At 42.3% G+C, this 23,329-nt stretch carries 17 protein-coding genes and 2 CRISPR repeat arrays (1 of these 19 only partly in view); of the genes, 13 read left to right on the top strand and 4 right to left on the bottom strand.

The window, feature by feature from the left end; all coding sequences use genetic code 11:
* Position 1: 1 nt before the first annotated feature.
* The gene (locus J2Z28_RS08380; RefSeq protein ID WP_211081905.1) at positions 2 to 424 is read right to left on the bottom strand and encodes a hypothetical protein; all 423 of its coding nucleotides are present in this window, start codon (positions 422 to 424) and stop codon (positions 2 to 4) included.
* 418 nt (positions 425 to 842) lie between these two features.
* On the opposite strand from J2Z28_RS08380, the gene J2Z28_RS08375 reads away from it, so the two are divergent.
* From J2Z28_RS08375 to J2Z28_RS08360, 4 genes are all read left to right on the top strand, one after another.
* Positions 843 to 1,613 (top strand): amino acid ABC transporter substrate-binding protein, encoded by a 771-nt coding sequence (locus J2Z28_RS08375; protein WP_211081904.1) that lies wholly within the window; start codon positions 843 to 845, stop codon positions 1,611 to 1,613.
* A 112-nt stretch (positions 1,614 to 1,725) separates the two neighbouring features.
* Positions 1,726 to 2,385, top strand: coding sequence for an amino acid ABC transporter permease (locus tag J2Z28_RS08370; protein ID WP_036672518.1), 660 nt, complete (start codon positions 1,726 to 1,728; stop codon positions 2,383 to 2,385).
* A 33-nt stretch (positions 2,386 to 2,418) separates the two neighbouring features.
* Entirely contained in the window at positions 2,419 to 3,174 is a 756-nt protein-coding gene (locus tag J2Z28_RS08365; protein ID WP_211081903.1) for an amino acid ABC transporter ATP-binding protein, read from the top strand.
* Positions 3,175 to 3,739: 565 nt separating this feature from the next.
* On the top strand, positions 3,740 to 4,078 hold the full coding sequence (locus J2Z28_RS08360) for a DUF4190 domain-containing protein (protein WP_211081902.1): 339 nt from the start codon (positions 3,740 to 3,742) through the stop codon (positions 4,076 to 4,078).
* A gap of 129 nt (positions 4,079 to 4,207) precedes the next feature.
* Here the strand turns inward: J2Z28_RS08360 and J2Z28_RS08355 are convergent, their stop codons facing one another.
* Both J2Z28_RS08355 and J2Z28_RS08350 read right to left on the bottom strand, forming a co-directional pair.
* On the bottom strand, positions 4,208 to 6,394 hold the full coding sequence (locus J2Z28_RS08355) for a YhgE/Pip domain-containing protein (protein ID WP_211082034.1): 2,187 nt from the start codon (positions 6,392 to 6,394) through the stop codon (positions 4,208 to 4,210).
* 77 nt (positions 6,395 to 6,471) lie between these two features.
* A complete protein-coding gene (locus J2Z28_RS08350; protein WP_211081901.1) occupies positions 6,472 to 7,050 on the bottom strand; it encodes a TetR/AcrR family transcriptional regulator in 579 nt (192 codons plus the stop codon).
* Between the two features lie 343 nt (positions 7,051 to 7,393).
* Positions 7,394 to 10,199: direct repeats of the CRISPR family, unit length 33 nt; unit sequence GTCGCACTCCGTATGGAGTGCGTGGATTGAAAT.
* Between the two features lie 278 nt (positions 10,200 to 10,477).
* Here J2Z28_RS08350 and J2Z28_RS08345 point away from each other — a divergent pair.
* Positions 10,478 to 11,161 carry a hypothetical protein gene (locus tag J2Z28_RS08345; RefSeq protein ID WP_211081900.1) on the top strand — a complete coding sequence of 228 codons (684 nt, stop codon included), beginning with the start codon at positions 10,478 to 10,480 and terminating at the stop codon, positions 11,159 to 11,161.
* A 598-nt stretch (positions 11,162 to 11,759) separates the two neighbouring features.
* Here the strand turns inward: J2Z28_RS08345 and J2Z28_RS08340 are convergent.
* Positions 11,760 to 11,969, bottom strand: coding sequence for a helix-turn-helix domain-containing protein (locus J2Z28_RS08340; RefSeq protein WP_017690359.1), 210 nt, complete (start codon positions 11,967 to 11,969; stop codon positions 11,760 to 11,762).
* 289 nt (positions 11,970 to 12,258) lie between these two features.
* On the opposite strand from J2Z28_RS08340, the gene J2Z28_RS08335 reads away from it, so the two are divergent.
* The 8 genes from J2Z28_RS08335 to cas2 all read left to right on the top strand — a co-directional run bounded on the left by J2Z28_RS08335 (position 12,259) and on the right by cas2 (position 21,547).
* Positions 12,259 to 12,609, top strand: a complete 351-nt coding sequence (locus J2Z28_RS08335) for a hypothetical protein (protein WP_211081899.1) — start codon at positions 12,259 to 12,261, stop codon at positions 12,607 to 12,609.
* 763 nt (positions 12,610 to 13,372) lie between these two features.
* Positions 13,373 to 15,814: a CRISPR-associated helicase Cas3' gene (gene cas3, locus J2Z28_RS08330; protein WP_211081898.1), complete on the top strand. Its 2,442-nt coding sequence runs from the start codon at positions 13,373 to 13,375 to the stop codon at positions 15,812 to 15,814.
* 229 nt (positions 15,815 to 16,043) lie between these two features.
* The gene (gene cas5c / locus J2Z28_RS08325; protein ID WP_211081897.1) at positions 16,044 to 16,766 is read left to right on the top strand and encodes a type I-C CRISPR-associated protein Cas5c; all 723 of its coding nucleotides are present in this window, start codon (positions 16,044 to 16,046) and stop codon (positions 16,764 to 16,766) included.
* Positions 16,763 to 18,688, top strand: coding sequence for a type I-C CRISPR-associated protein Cas8c/Csd1 (gene cas8c, locus J2Z28_RS08320; protein WP_211081896.1), 1,926 nt, complete (start codon positions 16,763 to 16,765; stop codon positions 18,686 to 18,688). Before cas5c ends, cas8c begins: the two co-directional genes overlap by 4 nt.
* Before the next feature lie 12 nt (positions 18,689 to 18,700).
* Entirely contained in the window at positions 18,701 to 19,573 is an 873-nt protein-coding gene (gene cas7c, locus J2Z28_RS08315) for a type I-C CRISPR-associated protein Cas7/Csd2 (RefSeq protein WP_211081895.1), read from the top strand.
* Positions 19,560 to 20,219 (top strand): CRISPR-associated protein Cas4, encoded by a 660-nt coding sequence (cas4, locus tag J2Z28_RS08310; RefSeq protein WP_211081894.1) that lies wholly within the window; start codon positions 19,560 to 19,562, stop codon positions 20,217 to 20,219. Before cas7c ends, cas4 begins: the two co-directional genes overlap by 14 nt.
* Positions 20,216 to 21,247: a type I-C CRISPR-associated endonuclease Cas1c gene (gene cas1c / locus J2Z28_RS08305; RefSeq protein ID WP_211081893.1), complete on the top strand. Its 1,032-nt coding sequence runs from the start codon at positions 20,216 to 20,218 to the stop codon at positions 21,245 to 21,247. Before cas4 ends, cas1c begins: the two co-directional genes overlap by 4 nt.
* Before the next feature lie 9 nt (positions 21,248 to 21,256).
* Entirely contained in the window at positions 21,257 to 21,547 is a 291-nt protein-coding gene (gene cas2 / locus J2Z28_RS08300; RefSeq protein WP_026081267.1) for a CRISPR-associated endonuclease Cas2, read from the top strand.
* Between the two features lie 193 nt (positions 21,548 to 21,740).
* Positions 21,741 to 23,329: a CRISPR direct-repeat array (repeat unit 33 nt; unit sequence GTCGCACTCTGTATGGAGTGCGTGGATTGAAAT); it runs 1,294 nt beyond the window's last position.

The raw sequence follows: 23,329 nt of genomic DNA, 5'->3' as shown, positions 1-23,329 counted from the left end.
TCTATTTTTTCTCAACGACACGAACCACAAACGTAAAAGAAGTATCTCCCAGGCTGATCTGTGAATCTTGAGGGGAAGACCAGCGGACAAATGCTCCATAATAATGTGTTCCTGGTTCCTTGGGAAGTTGGAAGGTCCCATCCGTAGAAGTAACGGATGCATTGCGGTTGTCCACATATTCAGAAATACTTATCTCATCCGGGGGGACATCTGTACCCATGTCTATGGATAAATCCTCACCGGCAAAAACGTGCACCGTACTGTTGTCTTCAAAAATTAGGCTAGCGTAATCAACGCAGGTGCCTCCCCAGCAATAACTGCCCTGTATAGCAGGAATAGAGATGCCGCTTTCGCTCTGAATAGTTGGAGTAGGCAGTTTCTGAGGTAAGTTGGACTCCGGTTCCTGAACCTGTTTTGATCCCATTTCGACTTCCTTTGTACTATGACTTGGAGTAGGATTACAGCCGGATAATATCAGCAAAATTAAAAAAAATACCAATGTGGTCAATGTTCTTGTAGTATTGAAGAATTTTATTTCATCCACCTCCCTAATATTTTCCAGACGAAAAGCAAGAGAGGAATGTTGCTAATCAATGAGTGGGTACGGAGTTGAAGGGGATACAGGAACTAAATTGGGATTTTCAATATGTGAGAAGCTGGTGGAATCGGCACAAGTGAAAGAGTTTTTTTCACAGATTGTTGACAATTAAGCTGCATGAAATAGAAGGAAATAGGCAACATACTCGACTCTTCTCCCATGCTATGTTATTATAAATCTCTGATAACGTGGTAACGAACTAAAGCGTTTGGGTTTTGGTTATAGACATGGAGGGGTTCGAGAGATGAGAAAAAAAGCGATTCTACTATTATTCATTAGTATATGTGTATTGATTGTGGCGGGTTGTTCCAGTTCCGCAAGCAAAGACGATAACACGATTGTTGTAGGAATTGATGACAAGTTTGCTCCAATGGGTTTCCGGGACGAGCAGAATGAAATTGTTGGTTTTGATATTGATTACGCAAGAGCTGCAGCGGAGAAAATGGGTAAAGAAATCACATTCCAGCCAATCGACTGGTCTTCCAAAGAGTCAGAGCTGAACAGTGGCCGGATCGACATGATCTGGAACGGGTACACCATTACGGATGAGCGTAAAGAGAAAGTGCTCTTCACGAAGCCGTATCTGGAAAACAGTCAAGTAGCTATTACATTGGCAGACTCGCCAATTACAAAGCTGGATGAACTGGATGGTAAAAATGTGGGATTGCAGGCGCTGTCCTCCGCGGCAGATTCACTGGCAGCAAGTCCCCTGAAGGATAAAGTGAAAGCTTCCGAATTTAAGGATAACGTGCTTGCACTGACGGATCTGAAGACAAAACGTCTGGATGCGGTCATCATTGATGAAGTGGTAGCGAGATACTACATGTCCAAAGAAGAGGGAACATTCAAACTGCTGGATGAATCTCTTGCACCGGAACAATATGGCATTGGTATCAAAAAAGGCAATGAAGAGCTTCTGAATCAGCTGCAAAAAGCGTTGGATGAGCTGAATGCAGACGGAACAGCGGCTAAGATCTCCACTCAATGGTTGGGTGAAGATAAGGTTTTGAAATAGACAGGTTATTCACCTGATATATAGTTAGAAACAAAACGGACCCCGTATTCCATGCTGGAGCGATTTATGCCCCAGAGGAATGCGGGGTTAACAGATTAGAGGAGACAAAACAATGAGTTGGGATTATCTATCGACCATTTTAAAACCTATGCTAGAGGGGGCGCAGACCACCATTTTCATGTTCTTGCTAGCGATCGTGTTATCTGTACCGCTCGGATTTGCGGTCACGCTTGCGATGAGAAGCCAGATTAAACTGCTGGCGTGGATTGCCCATACGTATGTATACGTGATGCGAGGAACACCGCTACTGCTCCAAATTCTATTCTTCTGCTTCGGTTTACCGTTGCTTCCGGTGATTGGAGAGTATCTGGTGTTTGATCGTTTTGTTGCAGCGGGGATTGCGTTCATCCTGAACTATGCGGCGTACTTCGCTGAAATCTTCAGGGGCGGACTGCTTTCCATTGATAAAGGGCAACATGAGGCAGCGAAGGTACTGGGGTTAACAAAGTGGCAAACGATGACTAAAGTCATTATTCCTCAGATGATTCGTGTAGTATTGCCCGCAACGGCCAATGAATCCATTACGCTCATCAAGGATACGGCACTGCTCTATGCCGTGGCTGTACCTGAGCTGTTGTATTACGCCCAAGCGGCGGTAAATCGCGACTTACAGCTGACACCTTTCTTCGTGGCGGCGGTTATGTATCTGCTCATGACACTTGTACTCACCGTGCTGTTCAAGCTACTTGAGAAGCGGTTTTCATTTGAATAAATTAAATCTGATCAATCAAAGGACTGTCTGCATATGACACATATAATAGAAGTAAATCAGTTGAGAAAATCATTCGGCACACTTGATGTGCTGAAGCAGGTATCCTTCAACGTGGAACCAGGCGAAGTGATTGCCGTGATCGGGCCTTCGGGTTCGGGGAAAAGTACGATGCTGCGCAGCCTGATTCATCTGGAGGATATTTCGGGCGGAACGATTCGCATTCAGGATCAGACGTTGGTTGATAATGGTCGTTACGTGGGTGCCGCAGATATTCGCAAGATGACGGATCGTATGGGTATGGTATTCCAGCATTTCAACTTGTTCCCGCATCTGACCGTACAGGCTAATCTGGAACTCGCACCGAAGGCTTTGAAAAAAGAAAGCTCAAGCGTCATTCGGTACCGCAGTCTGGACTTACTCGGCAAAGTAGGGCTGTCGGACAAGGCTGATGCCTATCCAGCCAATCTGTCCGGTGGACAGAAACAGCGTGTGGCCATTGCTCGCGCACTCATGATGCAGCCCGACATTCTGCTGTTCGATGAGCCGACATCGGCACTCGATCCCGAACTGACGGGAGAAGTGTTACGCGTAATCAAACAACTTGCGCAGGAAAACATGACCATGATGATTGTCACGCATGAGATGGGCTTCGCCCGTGACGTTGCGGATCGTGTATTTTTCATGGATAACGGGGAGATCGCAGAGGCAGGTCCACCAGAACAGATCTTCGGCAATCCGAGGCTCGCACGTACCCGGACGTTTTTGCAGCGGGTGAAAGTGGAAGGATAGAAGAAACTTCAAATCTAAGAAATGTTGAAAGAACGCAATCCTATGAGTAATAAGGGATTGCGTTCTTTTGTTTGAAAATAATAGTTTATATCCAGAGGTATATGTTCCAGATAATCAGTACAAGGGTCAACAAGATATAAGTTGCTACATTCCAATGGGTTCGAATTCTAAATGTCGTATAACTCATGATTCCAAACAAAACAATACTAAAACATAATACAGCTACATTATTTCGATAAAGAGCAATAAGTAGAAGTATCACAATCATAAGTATATTCATGACTTTATCGATTTTCATCGTAGTGATCCCCCAAAGATATTCAGAAAAGTATTACGACTATAATAATATCTATATGTTAGAGGTATTCTTGATTTATATCATCACACGGATAAACGGTTCTTAATTTCAAATCCTTGAAGTATAAGCTTATGGATTTATATGTGTGTACGGGGATGATGGAAATAAAATAAATCTAATGGTAACTTATAATTAACACAATATGGATATTATTATTCCTATTAATCAATTATAATGAACATACTTAAAGAACAGGGAGGATTGACCTTGGAACATCGCGAAAATGATGTGGATCGTTATTATAACGACACATTGCCACCACCGCCTTATGTAGTGCCAAAGACCAATAGTAAGTCGATTGTATCACTAGTTTTGGGGATTCTGTCCGTCACCATTCCTTACGTGGGTATTGTAATCGGCATCGTTGCGATTATATTTGCATCTTTGGCCTTCAAAGAGATCAGAGTTCGCATGGAGCAAGGAAAAGGGTTAGCGATTGCTGGCCTTGTCTGTGGAATCATAGGTACAGCCATTTATGTATTACTTATTTTGCTTGTACTATTGTTTAATTTCGCTATCTCAAGTTCTGAAATTTACTCTACATAATAGAAATATGAAGTTAGCAAACTTAGGTTGGATCTAAAACTAGAAAAGCAAAGGCGTACCTTAGCCAACACCTCTGTTGTCCATAAGAGGGGGGCTTAGGTACACGCCTTTGCTTTTTAATTTACGAATTTACAGGTGAAGTGCGACTTCACTGCTGACGTTTGCGTTCTCCGTGGTGCGATGCATCAGGAAATACGTTAAGGTTCCTCCAAGACCCATCACGGCGAAGATGCACAGAATTCCGATCTGATCCCAGATTACACCGAACTGTCCACTCGAAATGACAGCTTTATAACCTGTTACCGAATAGGTCATAGGCAGCCATGGATTAAACACTTTCAGCCAATTTGGAATCAGTTCGAGCGGGAAGGTGCCTGCGCTGGTGGTTAGCTGGAAGATCAACATCAGAATCGCGAGGAAACGACCCGGATTCTCCAGCCAAGTCACCAAAGCCTGAATGATGTACATGAAGCTTAGACTGGTAACAAAGCTGAACAAGAGGAACAATGGAACGCTCTGAACCTCCAGACCCAATACGGACAATACGAGCCAGGAAGCGAGAAGGGACTGGACAGCACTCATGATCGTGAAAGCAAGGGTTCTGCTCACAAAACGATTCCAGCTACTCGCATCGGTAACCGTACTGCCGCGTGTGGGTACAACTAGCGTTGCAATCAATGCGCCGACAAACAGCCCCAATGACAGGAAGTATGGCGAGAATCCTGTACCGTAGTTGGGCACTTCATTATGTTTATGCTCTTCCACCTGAACGGGCTGTGCATACATCTTCACAAGTTCATCCGTCTTTTTCACACTGCTCGTTTCAGCTGCCGCTTCATTTAACTTGGTGGCAAGTTCGCTAGAGCCGTCGGTTAATTTGGTAGTGCCTTCTTTTAATGTTTCCGCACCATCATCCAGCTTGCGGGAACCTTCGGCAATGGTGGTGATTCCGTCTGAAAGCTGGTTCATACCCGTAACCAATTGGCCTGCACCTGTATTTAACTGACTCGAACCTTCTGCAAGTTTGGCTCCTCCGGCTGCTGCTTCGGTCAACTTGGTGTTAAATTGTTGAAGGCCCGTTGCAAGCTGCATATGTCCGGTTGATAATTGTGTTGCTCCTTGTAAAAGTTGCTGTTCAGCCTGCACTAGCTGACTGCTGCCTTGATGCAGTTGCTGTTGCGCAGCCTGAAGGCTTTTGCTGCCTTCCACTAATTGCTGTCCACCTTGATAGACCTGTTCGCTGCCAGCGGCAACGGCCTGACTTGCTGCCAGTAATTGCTGAACAGCAGGGCTCGCGGCAAGCTCGGGACTTGCTTCGGCTAATTGGGCAAGACCTTGCGCAACGGCCTTGGCACCTTCACTTACTTTGCTGCTGCCTTCCACTGAGGTTTGCAATCCGGCTACCAGCTTCGCACTTCCTTGTTCGGAAGCTTCCAGTCCAGCATCCAACTTAGCCGCGCCTTCTTGAGCGGACTGAATACCTGCCTGTAACTGTTTGCCGCCCGTTTCAGCCTGCAATGCACCGTTACCCAGTTTCGCGCCTGCTGCCGCCAATTGGGACAATCCATCCGACAGGGAGCTGGCTCCTGCATGAAGCGTACCGATTCCTTGTGCCAAGGTAGCTGTACCCTCTTTTAATGGTGCCATACCTGTTTCCAATTTGTCGGTTCCATCCGCCAGTTTGGACAGGTTCTTTTTCAAAGTAGAGGCACCATTATCCAGCTTGGCTGCGCCCTCGTTGATCTTGCCAGCACCATCTCCGGCATCCGATAAACCGCTAGAGATCTTCTCCACCTGATCCAGTAACGTTTCGGTATACGATTCAGTTACTTTGGCGGAGACTTTGGATTTGATCTGTTTGACCGCAGTTCCACCAATCTGACCCGCGAGGAAGTTGTATCCTTCATTGGGCTCATAGATCAGCTCCGCTGATTGCGGGTGATCTTCCATCAGAGTGGTAGCTTTTGCTGAAAAATCCTCGGGAATCACAATCGTCATATAATATGTGTTGTCTTGCATACCTTTTTCTGCTTGTTCACGAGTCACGAATTGCCAGTTGAAATCGTTGCTTTTTTTCAATTCATCGACCAGATTCTGACCGACCTCCAGTGATTTGTCATTGTAGACTGCACCCTGATCTGTGTTGACCACGGCTACAGGTAATTCATTCATTTTGCCATAGGGGTCCCAGAATGCGTTCAGGAACAGGCCGCTATACAGCACCGGAATGAACAGTACAACGAGAATTGGAATAAATACTTTTGGTTTTTTGAAGGCGGACTTCAGATCCTGCCCAAATACGTGGAATGATTTCATCATGTTCTCTCCCTATCCTTACGCTAATCCGTTTGTTCTATCTCTATTATGTTCTGAAGCTATTGGCACGCTCTTCTCTAAGTGGGGGATAAGCCATTCTTGAGAAAGAGGCCCACAAAATCCTTGATCTGATCCTTATGCAGCGTAGGATGCGCTTTGTTCCAATCCGAGGTTAAGGTGACATACAGCTTCAGCAGGACAAAAGAAACCAGCTTGGGATCATCCCTCCGAATCTGCTCTAACTCCATGGCACGGCTGACCTGACGCTCCAGATATTCGAGAATGGCTGTCTCCACTTTTTGCAAACCTTCCTTGGCTTGCGGTGTACCGAACTCGTTAACCTCCTGAAAGAGCTTGATTAACAGCTCATGTTCCTCTCGATACTCCAGCAAAGAATCCATACTCATATGCACGTTATCCAGAAAGGAGTTCTCTTCCTTCACGGTCTGCTCTGTAATCTGTCTCATATCCGCAATGATCGAGCGCAGAATCTCGCTAAACAGTTCTTCTTTATTATCGAAAAAAGTATAGATCGTTCCCTTGCCCACATTGGCAAGTCTCGCAACCTGCTCCATCGTTGTGGCCTTGTAGCCAAACAGGGCAAAGGATTTCTCGGCAGAATCCATCACCTGTTGCCTTCGATCTATCGTTTTCATCGCATATACACCTCCTTGTAGGTTGAAAGGATAATGGGTAAGGTAAACCCTATTTTTTGACCAATTTACTATTATGGTCAGTTGGTCGTTAACAACTGTAGCACTTGAGCAGGGAAGGTGGATGTGATCTTTGTCATAAACGGATAGGACAGGTGCGAATGTGATGCTCACATGAAAACCCTGGGGGATTCGCACCTCAGAATTTGTCGAAATGGGCAAAATTGTTACCTTAAGGCAACATGTAGGCATAATTTGATTGAATAATGATATGGAAAGTCATAGAATAATAGTGAAAATACGTGTTTTTGATGGGTCAAATCGTTAAAATACGTACTTTTTCGCTGTCGCACTCCGTATGGAGTGCGTGGATTGAAATACGTTAACGATCTTGCATAGATCAGCGTATCCTTGGTCGCACTCCGTATGGAGTGCGTGGATTGAAATATTAGACTGCTTTAGTAACAACTGCAAAAATCGGTCGCACTCCGTATGGAGTGCGTGGATTGAAATTCTGATAGGCGCTTCAGGTGCTTTCTGCTGATCTCGTCGCACTCCGTATGGAGTGCGTGGATTGAAATCCATGACTCAATCTCATTAGTGTGCATCAACAACAAGTCGCACTCCGTATGGAGTGCGTGGATTGAAATCATCGGGCAAGGTACGAATGTCCAAGTCACAGATCGTCGCACTCCGTATGGAGTGCGTGGATTGAAATTTATTTTACGGTTACGCATGATTATTTTGTTAAGTGTCGCACTCCGTATGGAGTGCGTGGATTGAAATCAGTAGATGTTGTAAAAGAAAATGATTATCCCCAAGTCGCACTCCGTATGGAGTGCGTGGATTGAAATATCAACAGCCTAATGCCTTTAACGCCCAAAAAATAGTCGCACTCCGTATGGAGTGCGTGGATTGAAATTGTTAACAATTTACTCCTGCAGGAGATCCGGATCGTCGCACTCCGTATGGAGTGCGTGGATTGAAATAGGCTACCAAGCTTGAGTTTCGCCTGCAAATCCACGTCGCACTCCGTATGGAGTGCGTGGATTGAAATTAGCAATCGCTAATTTTGTATTTTTTTATCGCAGTCGCACTCCGTATGGAGTGCGTGGATTGAAATTCCTAATGACATCCCCAAGATCAGGACACCTGGTAGTCGCACTCCGTATGGAGTGCGTGGATTGAAATTTTTCTCATGAATCTTTTACATATAGGACAACGTGTCGCACTCCGTATGGAGTGCGTGGATTGAAATCCGTAGGTGTAGACAAAAAAGCAAATATCTCTTTAGTCGCACTCCGTATGGAGTGCGTGGATTGAAATATCAAACAACCAACTAATAACAGGATGGGACTTCGTCGCACTCCGTATGGAGTGCGTGGATTGAAATATCAAACAACCAACTAATAACAGGATGGGACTTACGTCGCACTCCGTATGGAGTGCGTGGATTGAAATAATTATTGAAATTTACCCCATGAACCAATTGGATGTCGCACTCCGTATGGAGTGCGTGGATTGAAATCTAATAAATGTACAGCGACGTTAATAACCATAACGTCGCACTCCGTATGGAGTGCGTGGATTGAAATAATCTATGTTCAATAGAACCACCACCAACTCGCAAGTCGCACTCCGTATGGAGTGCGTGGATTGAAATAATTTCAAGCGTGAGCTCTTCTAGGTTAAAAGTCGCACTCCGTATGGAGTGCGTGGATTGAAATCGCTTGATCCACTCCAGACCCAACTGTGTACCATGGTCGCACTCCGTATGGAGTGCGTGGATTGAAATCCTGAAAGAACATGCAGTGAAAGGTATCGCTCCGTCGCACTCCGTATGGAGTGCGTGGATTGAAATACCTTGAACTCCTTACATTAAATCAATTTTGTTTCAGTCGCACTCCATATGGAGTGCGTGGATTGAAATTGTTTTTGGATCAATGTATTGCGACTGTAGTGTGGTCGCACTCCGTATGGAGTGCGTGGATTGAAATGCTTAGTATTTCGGTCGTCTCGGAGTCCTTCGGCCGTCGCACTCCGTATGGAGTGCGTGGATTGAAATAGCTCATCACGTTTGAGATTCGTTTTGTTTCTCAGTCGCACTCCGTATGGAGTGCGTGGATTGAAATTTTGTTGTTGGTGGAGGTGCCAAGCTGCTGAAGCCGTCGCACTCCGTATGGAGTGCGTGGATTGAAATCAGTTGTAAAAACGATCGCTGAAGAAATCACAATTGGTCGCACTCCGTATGGAGTGCGTGGATTGAAATGAGAATCTACGAAATTCGTTCCGTGGGATTTTGCTGTCGCACTCCGTATGGAGTGCGTGGATTGAAATAGCTTGCCGTACTTCTTGGCCAACCACGATTGGTGTCGCACTCCGTATGGAGTGCGTGGATTGAAATGCTGTGTCATGCGGACCGCACCCATGGGAGAAATGGTCGCACTCCGTATGGAGTGCGTGGATTGAAATTCTGCACACCTGGGAAGCGAGCTGAACGGCATTGGGTCGCACTCCGTATGGAGTGCGTGGATTGAAATACAAGCGCCTGTACGCCCTGCATAATCAAATTCAAGTCGCACTCCGTATGGAGTGCGTGGATTGAAATACGACGGATATCGTAATGAGCGTTGCGCCTACGCAAGTCGCACTCCGTATGGAGTACGTGGATTGAAATCCATGGCTCTATCTCGTTACTGTGCATCAATAGCAGTCGCACTCCGTATGGAGTACGTGGATTGAAATCTGTATCAAACTATTGAGAGTGCGTTACGTAAGAAGGTCGCACTCCGTATGGAGTGCGTGAATTGAAATCTCGCCATGTACAACGGCCTGCATAGGCTGTCCAGGTCGCACTCCGTATGGAGTGCGTGGATTGAAATTGTTTAACCTGGAGAAAGACGTTAATTTTATTGAGGTCGCACTCCGTATGGAGTGCGTGGATTGAAATTATATACCTATGCGTCCATTTAAGCATGAAATGTCGTCGCACTCCGTATGGAGTGCGTGGATTGAAATCTTTAATGACAGGTCCGACAAAACCAATTTTTGAAGTCGCACTCCGTATGGAGTGCGTGGATTGAAATGTATTTGAAGTTATGATGATTGAGAGCAGCGATGTCGCACTCCGTATGGAGTGCGTGGATTGAAATACCTTTCGGATCAGCCTACGGAGAGTTGGAAGTGGTCACTCCGTATGGAATGCAAATCGAATCCCTAAAAAAGTCTTACCTTTCTTATGCTAAGCGTGAATAAGTGGGTAAGACTTTTTCATTTCAGAGAATTAAAATAATAAATATAGATGATAATTCCGAAAACTGAAATATCGTATTAAATGCACCTTATTTAAGATGTTTTGTTAAACAATAGATTTGATCTATGGTATAAAAAACAATATAATGTTATTAATTGTAAAATAAGGAGGGAGGGTATGTCGAGGTATAATGATGGATATGGATTAGACTCGACTGTGACACTACTCAGAATGGCTTATAGCTTGAATAATTGGAGCGAAATGATTAGACTAGGCGAAATGTTATATGAGGAGTCCATTAGAATTTACAATTTAAATATGTTAGTTGGAGACACACACATCGTAGAAATACATACAGATCGTGTGCCTATTTATTATATAGGTTATGCTCTGTTGATGCAGGGAATAGCTCATCAAAAGTTATTGGAATTTGGTAAGGCACGGGAATGTATTGAAAGTTATGGCGATTTTAAATGGTTAAGAATCAAAGATGAAAAATCGATAGATGAAGTTAAATATTATGCAGAGATCTCTAAAGTTAATTTGATGGTATTGGATTTATTGGAAGGGAAAACAGAGGTTTTAGATGAATATTTATCATTTATACTTCAAAATAAGGACGAGTTTATTTCTGGGCTCTTAACGCTACTAGAAGCCAACCGGTTAAGCGGGTTGCCTATAAAAAAATTAGAAAGTATATTTGAAGAAAATATAAAGGTCATTGACTGGAAGAACATTTCAGATATAGATGCCTCATATTATCTAAAATTCAGCTACGAACTGGCGATGTATTATGGACGAATTGGAAGGAATGCCCAAGCTATAAGCGTATTATTAAATTGTTCTTTGAGTCATACTTAATTAAAATTATATGATGGTCTAGGTTGAGAAAAAGATACTGTAATGGGAATGAATTACTTAGACGCGTTGCATTTTACCTTGTAGGTTTGAAGATAAACAAAAGATGTTTCTTGATTAGCTGTCCCAGTCTTGGATGGGTGGCTTTTTTGTCCAAGCAAGACCAATAATGAATATTCTTAACTAAGTCTGAGTAAGCATCTAATCATATACCGTCACTTCGTATGGAGTGTGTGAATTGATAATGCGGACGGTGCCGGAGCCAGTACGTAGATTGAACTGGTCACATTTTTAGTACATAGATTGAGAGGGAAATGGAAAATATGCAAGGGGATCAAAATGCACACATTGAAATTGAAGGACACAATGGATGTACCTGAACGTGCCGTTATTCAAAAAGTAATTATGAGAACTCGTGTAGCATGAACATCAAATTTTATTGGAAAGGAGCATCGGTTGTGATTTTAAATATCGTAGATCAAAATGAAATGTAGGCAAGTTTCTCTCTATAAAGTAAATCTGCACAAACAAAACTCCTTTTTCAAATCCACTACAACGTATAGTCACTCGCATCGTATAGATTTGAGATATCCACTTAAATTTACTCCTCTATAAATTCAACAACTTCTTCAATACGACATTGTAGGTCTTCGCAAATACGTGCAATCACACTTAACGCAACAAACTCTCCATTAGACATTTTGGCTAGAGTAGAAGGTGAAATACCTAGTTGAGTACGCAGGTAAGTTTTATTCTTGTCCTTTTTAATTAGAGTAATCTCCATTGGTTTATAGCTAGGTTTTAATGCCATCATTAACCTCCAAGAAAAATTGTATATATACGTGTATTTTATTGAATATGGACTATAAATACAAGAAGTCGTACTTTATGTATAAATTAGTGTTGAATAAAAATATCACTTGTTGTACTATATGTATAATAAATCGAACTTTTAGTTCATTATAAAGAGTTTAATTATTTTTGTAATATGGAGGCGATATCTCAGAACGAAGGATTACTATGCATGAAAAATGATTTTTGATTTAAGTAGATAATATGAGATTTTGATAACGATCTAATGAAAAGAGGTGCTCCTGAGTATGTCAGATCGTATTAAATTAGCTTCTGTAGTGATAGGTCCTTTTGATGACGTTCAGGATTTTTATATTTACCAAGGATATGTTATGAATGAAAGTTATATCTTTTTCCTTGACGAAGGTACGCTATGGCTGCGGCATGTACACAAAGTTGCTCACGTAGATCACCTATATATTAATGGAGATACCGGAGGAATAATTCTCGCTGAGCAACCCCAAGGAAATGTAAAAGAACTGATAGAGTCAATCGTGGATAGGTTGTGCGGAATGGATGCGTTGACTTTTCTCACGGATGTCCTTTTGTGGACACCAGAACGTGTTGATATGAACTTGAAGCTTGATCGATTTCAATAAGAAAATGATATTCTATAACGATACCATGGTCATAGTAGCATTATAGAATGAGATCAAATACATTGAAGATTTTTTGGTTCTTTAGGTGTCGATATATGAAAATATAAGATTTCTAAAGCAACAAAGATAAGACCTGTAAAAAGCGCTACTTTAATGGTGCGAATGTTAAGCTCACATAAAATCTCTGGGAGATTCGCACCTCGAAAATTGTCGAATAAGCTATTATTGTCCCTTTTTGGCAACATCGTTCTTGAATTAACTGGATTATTTGTATTAAGATGAATTTATTATCATCTACTAAATGGCAGAATAACGTTAGAAACTTTTTTTGAAACGAATATACGTTGTTTTCTGCTGTCGCACTCTATATGAGTGCGTGGATTGAAATTGTTGAGGGCAGTGGTAAAGTTAGCGAGGGTGCCGTCGCACTCTATATGAGTGCGTGGACTGAAATATGAAAGGCAAGGGTGCCGAGGTTAAGGAAGAGGTCGCACTCTTTACGGAGGAAGTGATTAAAACTGCATTCGTGTTGTACTCCTGTTGTACACGAAGTATGAATAAAAAACGTAACCGTCAAGATCGAAGGTGCACTCTTTGAAAGGAGTGCATTTTTTTATTTTAATTATCAAAAAAGGAAGAAATATGTGGATTTTTAGCAGGTATTTCGAATAGGTCTATAGAAGTCTGAAGATAGGAAATTATGCGGGTAGTTACATTTTTTTTGTGTGACATAAGAACTATATTGGTGATTGGGGATAGATGGTTGAAATATATAGCTCATATACGAGAAAGTGATTTTGAAAATCAGTGGGTCGAAGTGCATTTACTTGGGGTACAAAAGTTATCTGAAACTTTCGGAAACAAACTGAAGATCCGTCATATTACTGGTCTTGCTGGTATGTTGCACGATATGGGTAAATTTACGACAGCTTTTTTGGAATATATTATTGAAGCAGTACATCATCCTGAAATTTCTCGAAAGGCTAAAAAAATTGATCATTCTACAGCAGGCGGTAGGCTATTGTATCATTTTTTTCACACAGGGAAAATTTTACGGGAAAAAGGGATTTTGGCTGAAATTGTAGGAAACGCAATTATTTCTCATCATTCTTATCTGCACGATTATATGGACCCTGAATTGAAGTCGCCATATCTATACAGAGTCAGAGATAAGCAAGAAGTTATTGATTTTGATAAAAGCGTACAACTATTTTTTAAATCTGTAATGAGCGAAGACGAGTTTCAACAATATGTAAATGAGGCAGTTAATGAACTGAAACGGTTTTTAGATATTCCTTCTACGTTTACTAGAGAAAAGAAATGCATGTTTCTTACGAAGTTCGTATTTAGTGCATTAGTTGATGCAGATCGCACAGATACCAGACGTTTTGAAGAAGGAATTACAGAGGAAGATGAAAAGACGCCTTGTACTAAAAGACTTTTTCAAACCTATTATGATAGGTTGATGGTAGAGATCAATCATTTGGCCAACGTGGGAAGAGAATCAAGATCAGATATTAATCAGCTAAGACAGGAAATGTCGGAACAATGTGACCAATTTGCGAGAAGATCGACTGGTATCTACACGTTGTCTATTCCTACTGGCGGAGGAAAAACGCTGGCGAGTCTCAGGTACGCTTTAAAGCACGCTCTTGATTCTGGAAAAAAACGGATTATTTATGTGTTGCCATACACAACAATTATAGAACAAAACGCAGCAGAGGTAAGAAGAATATTAGAGGATGATGCGCATATTTTGGAGCATCATTCAAATGTCATTGAGGACGACCAAGATGATGAGACGGATGAAACAGAAGAAGGAACTAAGAATGTCCGTCAGAAGTTGAAGCTTGCGAAGGATAATTGGGACTCACCGATTATTTTTACAACCATGGTACAGTTCTTAAACGTGATCTATGCCAAAGGTAGTAGAAATATCCGTAGAATGCACAATCTTTGTGAAGCTGTCATTATTTTTGACGAAGTGCAGAAAGTTCCTGTATCGTGTGTTTCCCTATTTAATGAAGCTCTGAATTTTCTGAAAGACTATGGACAGTCCACTATGGTTCTGTGTACGGCGACTCAACCCGCTTTGGACTTTGTCGAGCATCGTCTGCATATTAGTCCTGACGCGGAAATAATCCAAAACCTGACTCAGGTCATTACCTCATTTAAAAGGGTTGAGATCAAGGATGAAGCCTCCCATAAGTCCTATTCGAATGAATCCTTGACGGATTTCATACAGGTAAAACTAGCTGACAAACGAAACATGATGGTTGTTTTAAACACTAAATCGGTGGTCAAGGATTTGTATCAGCGATTGAGTTCAACACTGGATATACCAGTTTACCATTTAAGTACATCAATGTGCGCTTCGCATCGTAAGGAGATTTTGGATGAGATTAGGAATCTTCTTGATAGGAAAGAAAGATTGGTTTGTGTAAGTACACCTCTAATAGAGGCAGGGGTAGATATCAGTTTTCAATGTGTCATTCGTTCTTTGTCCGGGCTGGATTCTATTGCGCAAGCGGCAGGAAGGTGCAACAGAAACGGCGAGGAAGAGATTCAGCAGGTTTACGTGATTGATCATGCACAAGAAGATCTGAAACATTTGCATGAGGTCAGGAAGGGCAAGGAAATCTCGAAACAGATGCTCATAGATATGCGTTTAAACCCCAATGTACATGGTGGTCACCTTCTGTCGCTTCAAGCAATGCGTGGCTATTTTCAACGTTTCTATCTGGATGTAAGTACGTCGCTAAATTTTAACGTTGCTGCATTAAATGTAACGATGACAGACTTATTGTTTGCAGGTTATGAGAATAACCGTTATTACCAGAGTTATTTTGAAAATATAAAGCAAAGTCCACCATTATTTCTCGTTAATAGTTATCGAACGGCTGCAGAGCACTTTCATGTTATTGAAGATAAAACGACTTCCGTAATTGTACCTTATGGGGAGGGCAAAAATATTATTGCCCAACTAAATGGTGCTGAACGCATTGAAGATTTCAGTAGATTGATGCGCAAAGCGCAACAGTATACCGTTAATCTTTTCCCCTATGAAATTAGGGAACTAGATGTTAACAAAGGTTTGGATATATGTTTGGATGGGCAAGTGAAGGTTCTGAAAGACGGAGCTTACAACGAAGAATACGGGGTCGATCTGGAAAACGATAGCTGGACTGGAGGCTTCTATTTTTAAAATATGAAAAACCTACCTAGTATTTCAGATAGGTTCTCACACCATACACTATATTTTTCAATCCACGTCCGTATAAAAATAGACGACAAAAACTTAAGATAGTATATCATGTTTTTTTAAATAATTTTTGTTCATATAGTGTATAGTGAATTTCATTTACATTTTTTTGATTTAGGTTTATGATGAATCTCGGAAATATATTCCAATATTGGAGAGGGGGTGAATGTGGATGGTTCGAAATTCAGTTGAGTTCTCCGTATATGGAGATTATGCACTTTTTACTGATCCATTGACCAAACTGGGCGGGGAGAAGCTTAGTTATCAGATTCCTACATATCAATCTATGAAGGGAATACTGGAAAGTATTTACTGGAAACCGACGTTGATCATGGTTGTCGATGCAATTCGAGTTATGAATCCTATTCGCATGGAATCGAAAGGGATTCGCCCAATTGACTACGGCGGTGGCAATACTTTGGCTAATTATACTTATCTTAAAGACGTTCATTATCAAGTGGCGGCTCATTTTATATTTAACGAGAACCGGCCGGATATGGCTTTTGATCGCAACGAAAATAAGCATCATAGTATCTTGAAAAGATGCGTTCAGGCTGGAGGACGTAGAGATATCTTTCTTGGTACAAGGGAATGTCAGGGGTACGTTGAACCATGTGTGTTTGGTGAAGGTGACAGTTTTTATCAAAATTACGGCGACATTCATTTTGGCACGATGGTACATGGTATCAATTATCCGGATGAGACTGGCAGGGATCAGATGGAGGTTCGGCTATGGGAGCCCGAAATGAAAAATGGAGTTATAAAGTTCAAGAAGCCAGAGGAATGTGAAAAGGTTCGTACTATTTCGGAGATGCATCGCAAACGGTTCGATAATAGCAACGTAGAATCAGCAGAACATTTGTTGAATAGTTGGGGAGAGGAGGTAGAACGATGAGTTGGCTGTTCAACCTGTATGAAACCTATGAATCTAACATAGGCAGGGTAGGAGAAGTAGAAATGAGAAATGAAAGAGAGTTTACTCTACTGCCTGTCTCACATACAACCCAAAATGCACATATTGAAGTGCTTGTTACGGAGGAAGGTACATTTCATTCCGCCAGAGTCATTGACAAAGGCGATACAAGCACGTTGATTCCCTGTACAGAGAAATCTGCCAGTAGAGCGGGTTCGGCTATTGCCCCCTATCCATTGCACGACAAATTAAGCTATGTAGCGGGGGACTTTGTGACATTTGGCGGTAAGATCAAAGGAGAAGAGCCTTATGAAACCTACATACATGAACTACAAAATTGGGCTGAATCTCCTTATGCACATCCTAAAGTAATTAGTATCTATCGTTATCTCAGCAAAAGAGCATTAATTCATGATTTGGTTAATTACAATAACACCTTGGTCGTGGACGAGAACAATCTTTTGATTGATAAGTGGGACAACAAGTATGAAGGGCGATATCCTGTGAAGCCATCTATTTTCGGAATAATAGCAGGAGATCAGACCAGTGCTTTTGTAAGGTTCAACGTTTATTCGCCTGTTAGCCCCTTAACTGCTGTTTGGAAGGATCAGGAAGTATATAGATCTTTTGTTGATTATTATAAAGAAAAGTTAGGCGATGAAGATTATTGTTACGTAACGGGGGAGATTCTCCCTAATACAGAACGTCATGCCAATAAAATTCGTAATTCCGCGGACAAAGCCAAATTAATTTCGTCAAATGACACTAGTGGTTTTACGTTTCGGGGGCGGTTTGTTCATAGTAGGGATGCGGCAAGTATCAGCTATGAGGCATCTCAAAAATCTCATAATGCGTTGAAATGGTTGATTAACCGTCAAGGTAAACCAATTGATGATCGGGTATTTATTGCATGGGGTAACGATTCACTTTATATACCTGATCCGATGGAAGACTCCTTCGCTCTCGATCCAGAAGTGATGCCAACTGTAGTGCTAAAATCAAACACCAATCAAGCTTGGGCGAGCGAATTCGGTAAGGCTTTGGACGGAGTTAAAAATCAACTAACAGACGGTAAAGGTACGCTGTCTCAGTCCGATGTAAATATCATGGTACTGGATTCAGCCACAACGGGTAGAATGGCGGTTCTATACTTCCGCAATATGGATAAGGACCTTTATTTGGACAAGATCACTTATTGGCATATGGCTTGCGCTTGGTTGCATCGATATCGGAAAGATGATCAAAATGACTATGTTGTTTTTTATGGAGCTCCTGCACCAAGGGATATTGCCTTTGCTGCTCATGGTCCTCGCGCAGGCGATAAAGTGATTAAGAGTCTTATGGAACGTATGCTTCCGTGTATTATTGATGGTGCAAAGATTCCGCAGGACATCATCTCAAGTGTCACCAACAGGGCTTCCAACCCTGTCGCTCTGGAAGTTTGGGAGTGGGAGAAAACGTTGAGTATTGCTTGCTCGTTAATCAAAAAACATTTGAGCGAAAGACAGGAGGAAATGGAATTGGCACTTGATGAACATAATGATGATCGGAGTTATCTATTTGGGCGTATGCTGGCGGTGGCGGATGTGCTGGAACGGCGCGCTTTAGGGGAAGAGAAGCGGGCGACCAATGCAATTCGTTATATGAATGCATTTTCCAGACATCCGGAGCGGACATGGACGACGATTCAACAGGCAATACAACCCTATCAGACCAGATTGGGCAGAGAAGCTATGTATTGGACGAAGATTATTGATGAAATTGGTTTTAGATTTAAATATGAAGATTTTAACAATACACCATTATCAGGAAAATATTTGCTTGGATTTTATAGTCAAAGACATGCGCTCTATCAAAGTAAAAAGAAAGATAATTCCGATGAGAACAAAGAAAATAATAACTAAGGAGTGAGTAGAATGAGTTTGGATCATAAAATTGATTTTGCTGTTGTATTATCAGTTCACAATGCCAACCCGAATGGTGACCCGCTAAATGGAAATCGTCCAAGACAAAACTATGATGGTTATGGTGAAATATCGGATGTCGCGCTGAAGCGTAAAATCAGAAATCGTCTTCAAGATATGGGAGGGTCGATCTTTGTTCAATCCAATGACCGTAAAGTGGATGCTTACGGAAGTTTGCGGGAACGAGCCGACGCTAATGCGAATCTTAACAAAATAATGAAGACAAAGAATCTATCTAGTGAAGAGTTTGCTAAAGTTGCTTGTGAGGAATGGATTGATGTACGTAGTTTTGGTCAAGTTTTTGCCTTTAAGGGGGCAGGGAGCGGTGGGGGTGTATCTGTTGGTGTACGTGGTCCAGTCTCAATACATACAGCTCGAAGTATCGAACCTATCGACATCACAAGTATGCAAATAACCAAAAGCGTAAGCTCGGAACCTGGCAAAGAGCGGGGTTCGGATACAATGGGGATGAAGCATCGCGTTGACTTTGGCGTATATGTTTTCAAGGGAAGTATCAATACGCAATTGGCAGAAAAGACTGGCTTCACCAATGATGATGCTGAAAGAATTAAACAGTCACTTATAACTCTTTTCGAAAATGACCTATCTTCGGCCAGACCAGAAGGTAGCATGGAGATTCATAAGGTGTATTGGTGGGAACACAAATCCAAACTTGGTCAATATTCTTCTGCAAAGGTGCATCGTTCCCTGGTAATTAAAGAAAATCCCGATGCAACAGAAGAGGAAAAAAACACACATGCTCGATACACATACACTCTAGAACAACTTGATGGATTAGAAGTCCAAGAATATGAAGGACTATAACGAAGAGGATTATCTGCTGCTTTCGGGGATTCAGCATTTTAACTTTTGCAGAAGGCAGTGGGCATTAATTCATATCGAACAGCAGTGGGAAGACAACGTGCGCACCATTGAGGGGGATCATTTGCATCGAAAGGCAGATCAGCCAGCGCTTCGTGAAAAACGAGGCGATAAACTAGTTGTTCGTGCACTTCCGGTACAATCGAGAGAACTTGGGATCACAGGCATCTGTGATGTCGTTGAATTCATTCGTGATCCATCTGGAGTTCCACTTGCGGGAGAGGAAGGGTTATACCTTCCTTATCCTGTTGAATACAAACGCGGCAAGCCCAAACGAAATGATTCCGATCACTCCCAATTGGTAGCACAAGTCATGTGTCTTGAAGAAATGCTCGTATGTGATATTCCCAAGGCCTATTTTTATTATGATGAGATCAAACATAGGGTTGAAGTCATAATTACTGCGGCAGATCGGGAACGAGTGAAGGCAAGTATTCAAGAGATGAGACATTATTTTGAACGGAACCATACACCCAAAGCCAAAGCAGGACCACACTGCCTAAGTTGTTCTTTGAACAATATATGTGTGCCTGATATCTTGAACAAACGCTCCGTTTCAAGTTACATCGAAAGCAGGTTGAATGAATGAAAAAGCTGCTGAACACCTTATTTGTAACATTACCCGATACATACCTTGGACTGGATGGGGAAAACATTGTGGTGAAGCAGGAGGAAGAAATTCTTGCTCGCTATCCGCTACATAATTTGGAGGCCGTTTGTACCTTTGGCTATGCTGGAGTAAGTCCAGCACTAATGGGGGCTTGTGCGTCACGCAATGTTAGTTTGACATTTATGACACGAACGGGGCGATTCCTCGCACGGGTGATTGGTGAGGATCGAGGAAATGTGGTTCTTCGCAAAGAACAGTATCGTATCTCGGACGATGAGGTGCGTAGTGCGCGGGTTGCTCGTAATATGATTACAGGCAAGTTATACAACAACAAGTGGATTTTGGAACGAGCCACACGGGATTATACACTACGCATCGACACGGAACGAATCAAGAAGGTCACGGAGTCGCTAGGCGAAACGATGAAGCTGTTGCGCGAGGTGGAGCAATTGGATATATTGCGCGGATTGGAAGGATCGGCTGCCGTGCAATATAACTCTGTGTTCGATGATCTGATTCTACAGCAAAAAGAATCGTTTTATTTTTATGGACGTAGCCGGCGACCTCCGCTGGATAAAGTGAATGCACTATTATCATTTGCTTATACCTTACTCGCTAATGATATGAAGTCTGCACTTGAATCAGTCGGACTTGATGCATACGTTGGTTTTTTGCACAGGGATCGTCCTGGCAGAGCTTCTCTTGCACTGGATATGATGGAGGAACTTCGGGGAGTGTACGCAGACCGATTTGTACTTTCTCTCATTAATAAAAAGGTAGTTAACGATAAAGGCTTTTATGTAAAAGAAAATCTCGCAGTGATTATGGAAGATGAGACGAGAAAGAAAGTGTTAAAAGCATGGCAAGAACGCAAACAGGAAAAGATTATGCATCCGTATTTGAATGAAAAAATACCTTGGGGGCTTGTACCCTATACTCAAGCATTGCTATTGGCCAGGTATATACGGGGTGATCTGGATGAATATCCTCCGTTTCTGTGGAAGTAGGTGTGATGATTGCTTATTTTGATTACGTATGATGTAAGCACGATAGATAGTGAAGGCCGTAGAAGACTATCTAAAGTGGCGAAAAAGTGTGTGGATCACGGTCAGCGAGTACAAAACTCGGTGTTTGAATGTATACTGGATGCTGCCCAATTTAGACGATTAAGATTCGAACTGGAAGAATTAATTGATAAGGATACAGATAGTCTTCGATTCTATAACTTAGGTGATAATTACAAAAGTAAAGTTCAACATGTGGGTGCCAAAGATTCCTATGATATGGGTGATCCGTTAATACTTTAGCAGGTGCGAATGCCAAGCTCACATGATTTCCCTGGGGGATTCGCACCTCGGAATTTGTCGAAAAGGTCTTTATTGTGACCTTTTGGCAATGATTTATGATCGGAAATTTGTGATAACCGTTTTAAAGAAGTAGAACTATCGAAAATACGTTAATAGTTATTCTTCAAGCATAGTTATTACGTCACTTTTCGCTGTCGCACTCTGTATGGAGTGCGTGGATTGAAATCTGCTGCATCAACCGTTGTGAGTCAGCATTGTTTTGGTCGCACTCTGTATGGAGTGCGTGGATTGAAATCTGAGTACATCGAAATCATATTTTACCTCCTTAAGTCGCACTCTGTATGGAGTGCGTGGATTGAAATGCCTGCAAATCCACAAGCGTTTTTTTTCGAAGCGCGTCGCACTCTGTATGGAGTGCGTGGATTGAAATTTTTGGGCGGTATGGCGATTGGTGAAGCAATGTATGTCGCACTCTGTATGGAGTGCGTGGATTGAAATCTGTCACTGTAAGGGTATCAATCGCACGCCCTACGTCGCACTCTGTATGGAGTGCGTGGATTGAAATAAGTACTGCATACTTAACGAAATAGTCGTGCGTAAGTCGCACTCTGTATGGAGTGCGTGGATTGAAATAAAAATATTTTGCTGTGGAGGACTCGCAAATAGCCGTCGCACTCTGTATGGAGTGCGTGGATTGAAATCTATTAGGAGCACAATCATAAAAGAGGAGCAATAGGTCGCACTCTGTATGGAGTGCGTGGATTGAAATCGCTTACCCTTCCATAGCATCTGGAAGTCAAACTTGTCGCACTCTGTATGGAGTGCGTGGATTGAAATTGGTCTTAGTAATACGAGAGGTGCAACGATGGAGTCGCACTCTGTATGGAGTGCGTGGATTGAAATCGTGTGTTTAACGTGCAATAGGCGCCATCCTACGCGTCGCACTCTGTATGGAGTGCGTGGATTGAAATTTCTACTGTCATTTGTTTTGGTAGAAACCCAAGCAGTCGCACTCTGTATGGAGTGCGTGGATTGAAATTAGCAAAGTAAATGACAGCATCTTGATATACATAAGTCGCACTCTGTATGGAGTGCGTGGATTGAAATAGTTGATGCCCTGAACCTTTCGTCCTCTGAATCATGTCGCACTCTGTATGGAGTGCGTGGATTGAAATTGTCCAACATTGCACAAATACGATAGAAATCATACGTCGCACTCTGTATGGAGTGCGTGGATTGAAATATCTCACCTGAATATTGTACAACGCCGCTTGTATTGTCGCACTCTGTATGGAGTGCGTGGATTGAAATGTCAGTCTCTATTGTGTTCTTCGTAAGTTTCGATTGTCGCACTCTGTATGGAGTGCGTGGATTGAAATCCAATTGATCACCTTTGGCAATATCCAAGTTAACCGTCGCACTCTGTATGGAGTGCGTGGATTGAAATTCCAAAAGGAACAAGTGGAGACCCTGCATTGTTAAGTGTCGCACTCTGTATGGAGTGCGTGGATTGAAATTGGATCGCTTCCACGGTAGTTAATCCCTGCGTGGGTCGCACTCTGTATGGAGTGCGTGGATTGAAATCCTCTTTTTTGGGTGACATGTCTTCAATGGTGGATGTCGCACTCTGTATGGAGTGCGTGGATTGAAATTTTTAATAGTAGCAATGTATTCATCTAGGCGATAAGTCGCACTCTGTATGGAGTGCGTGGATTGAAATTCTCAAGTATAATGTACCTGTAATGTCCACACTTGTCGCACTCTGTATGGAGTGCGTGGATT

The sequence above is a fragment of the Paenibacillus xylanexedens genome, from assembly GCF_017874615.1.
In the GTDB taxonomy this organism is placed as follows: domain Bacteria; phylum Bacillota; class Bacilli; order Paenibacillales; family Paenibacillaceae; genus Paenibacillus; species Paenibacillus xylanexedens.
Note: the sequence above shows the minus strand (reverse complement) of the source record. Positions and strands in the feature narration are given on the sequence as shown.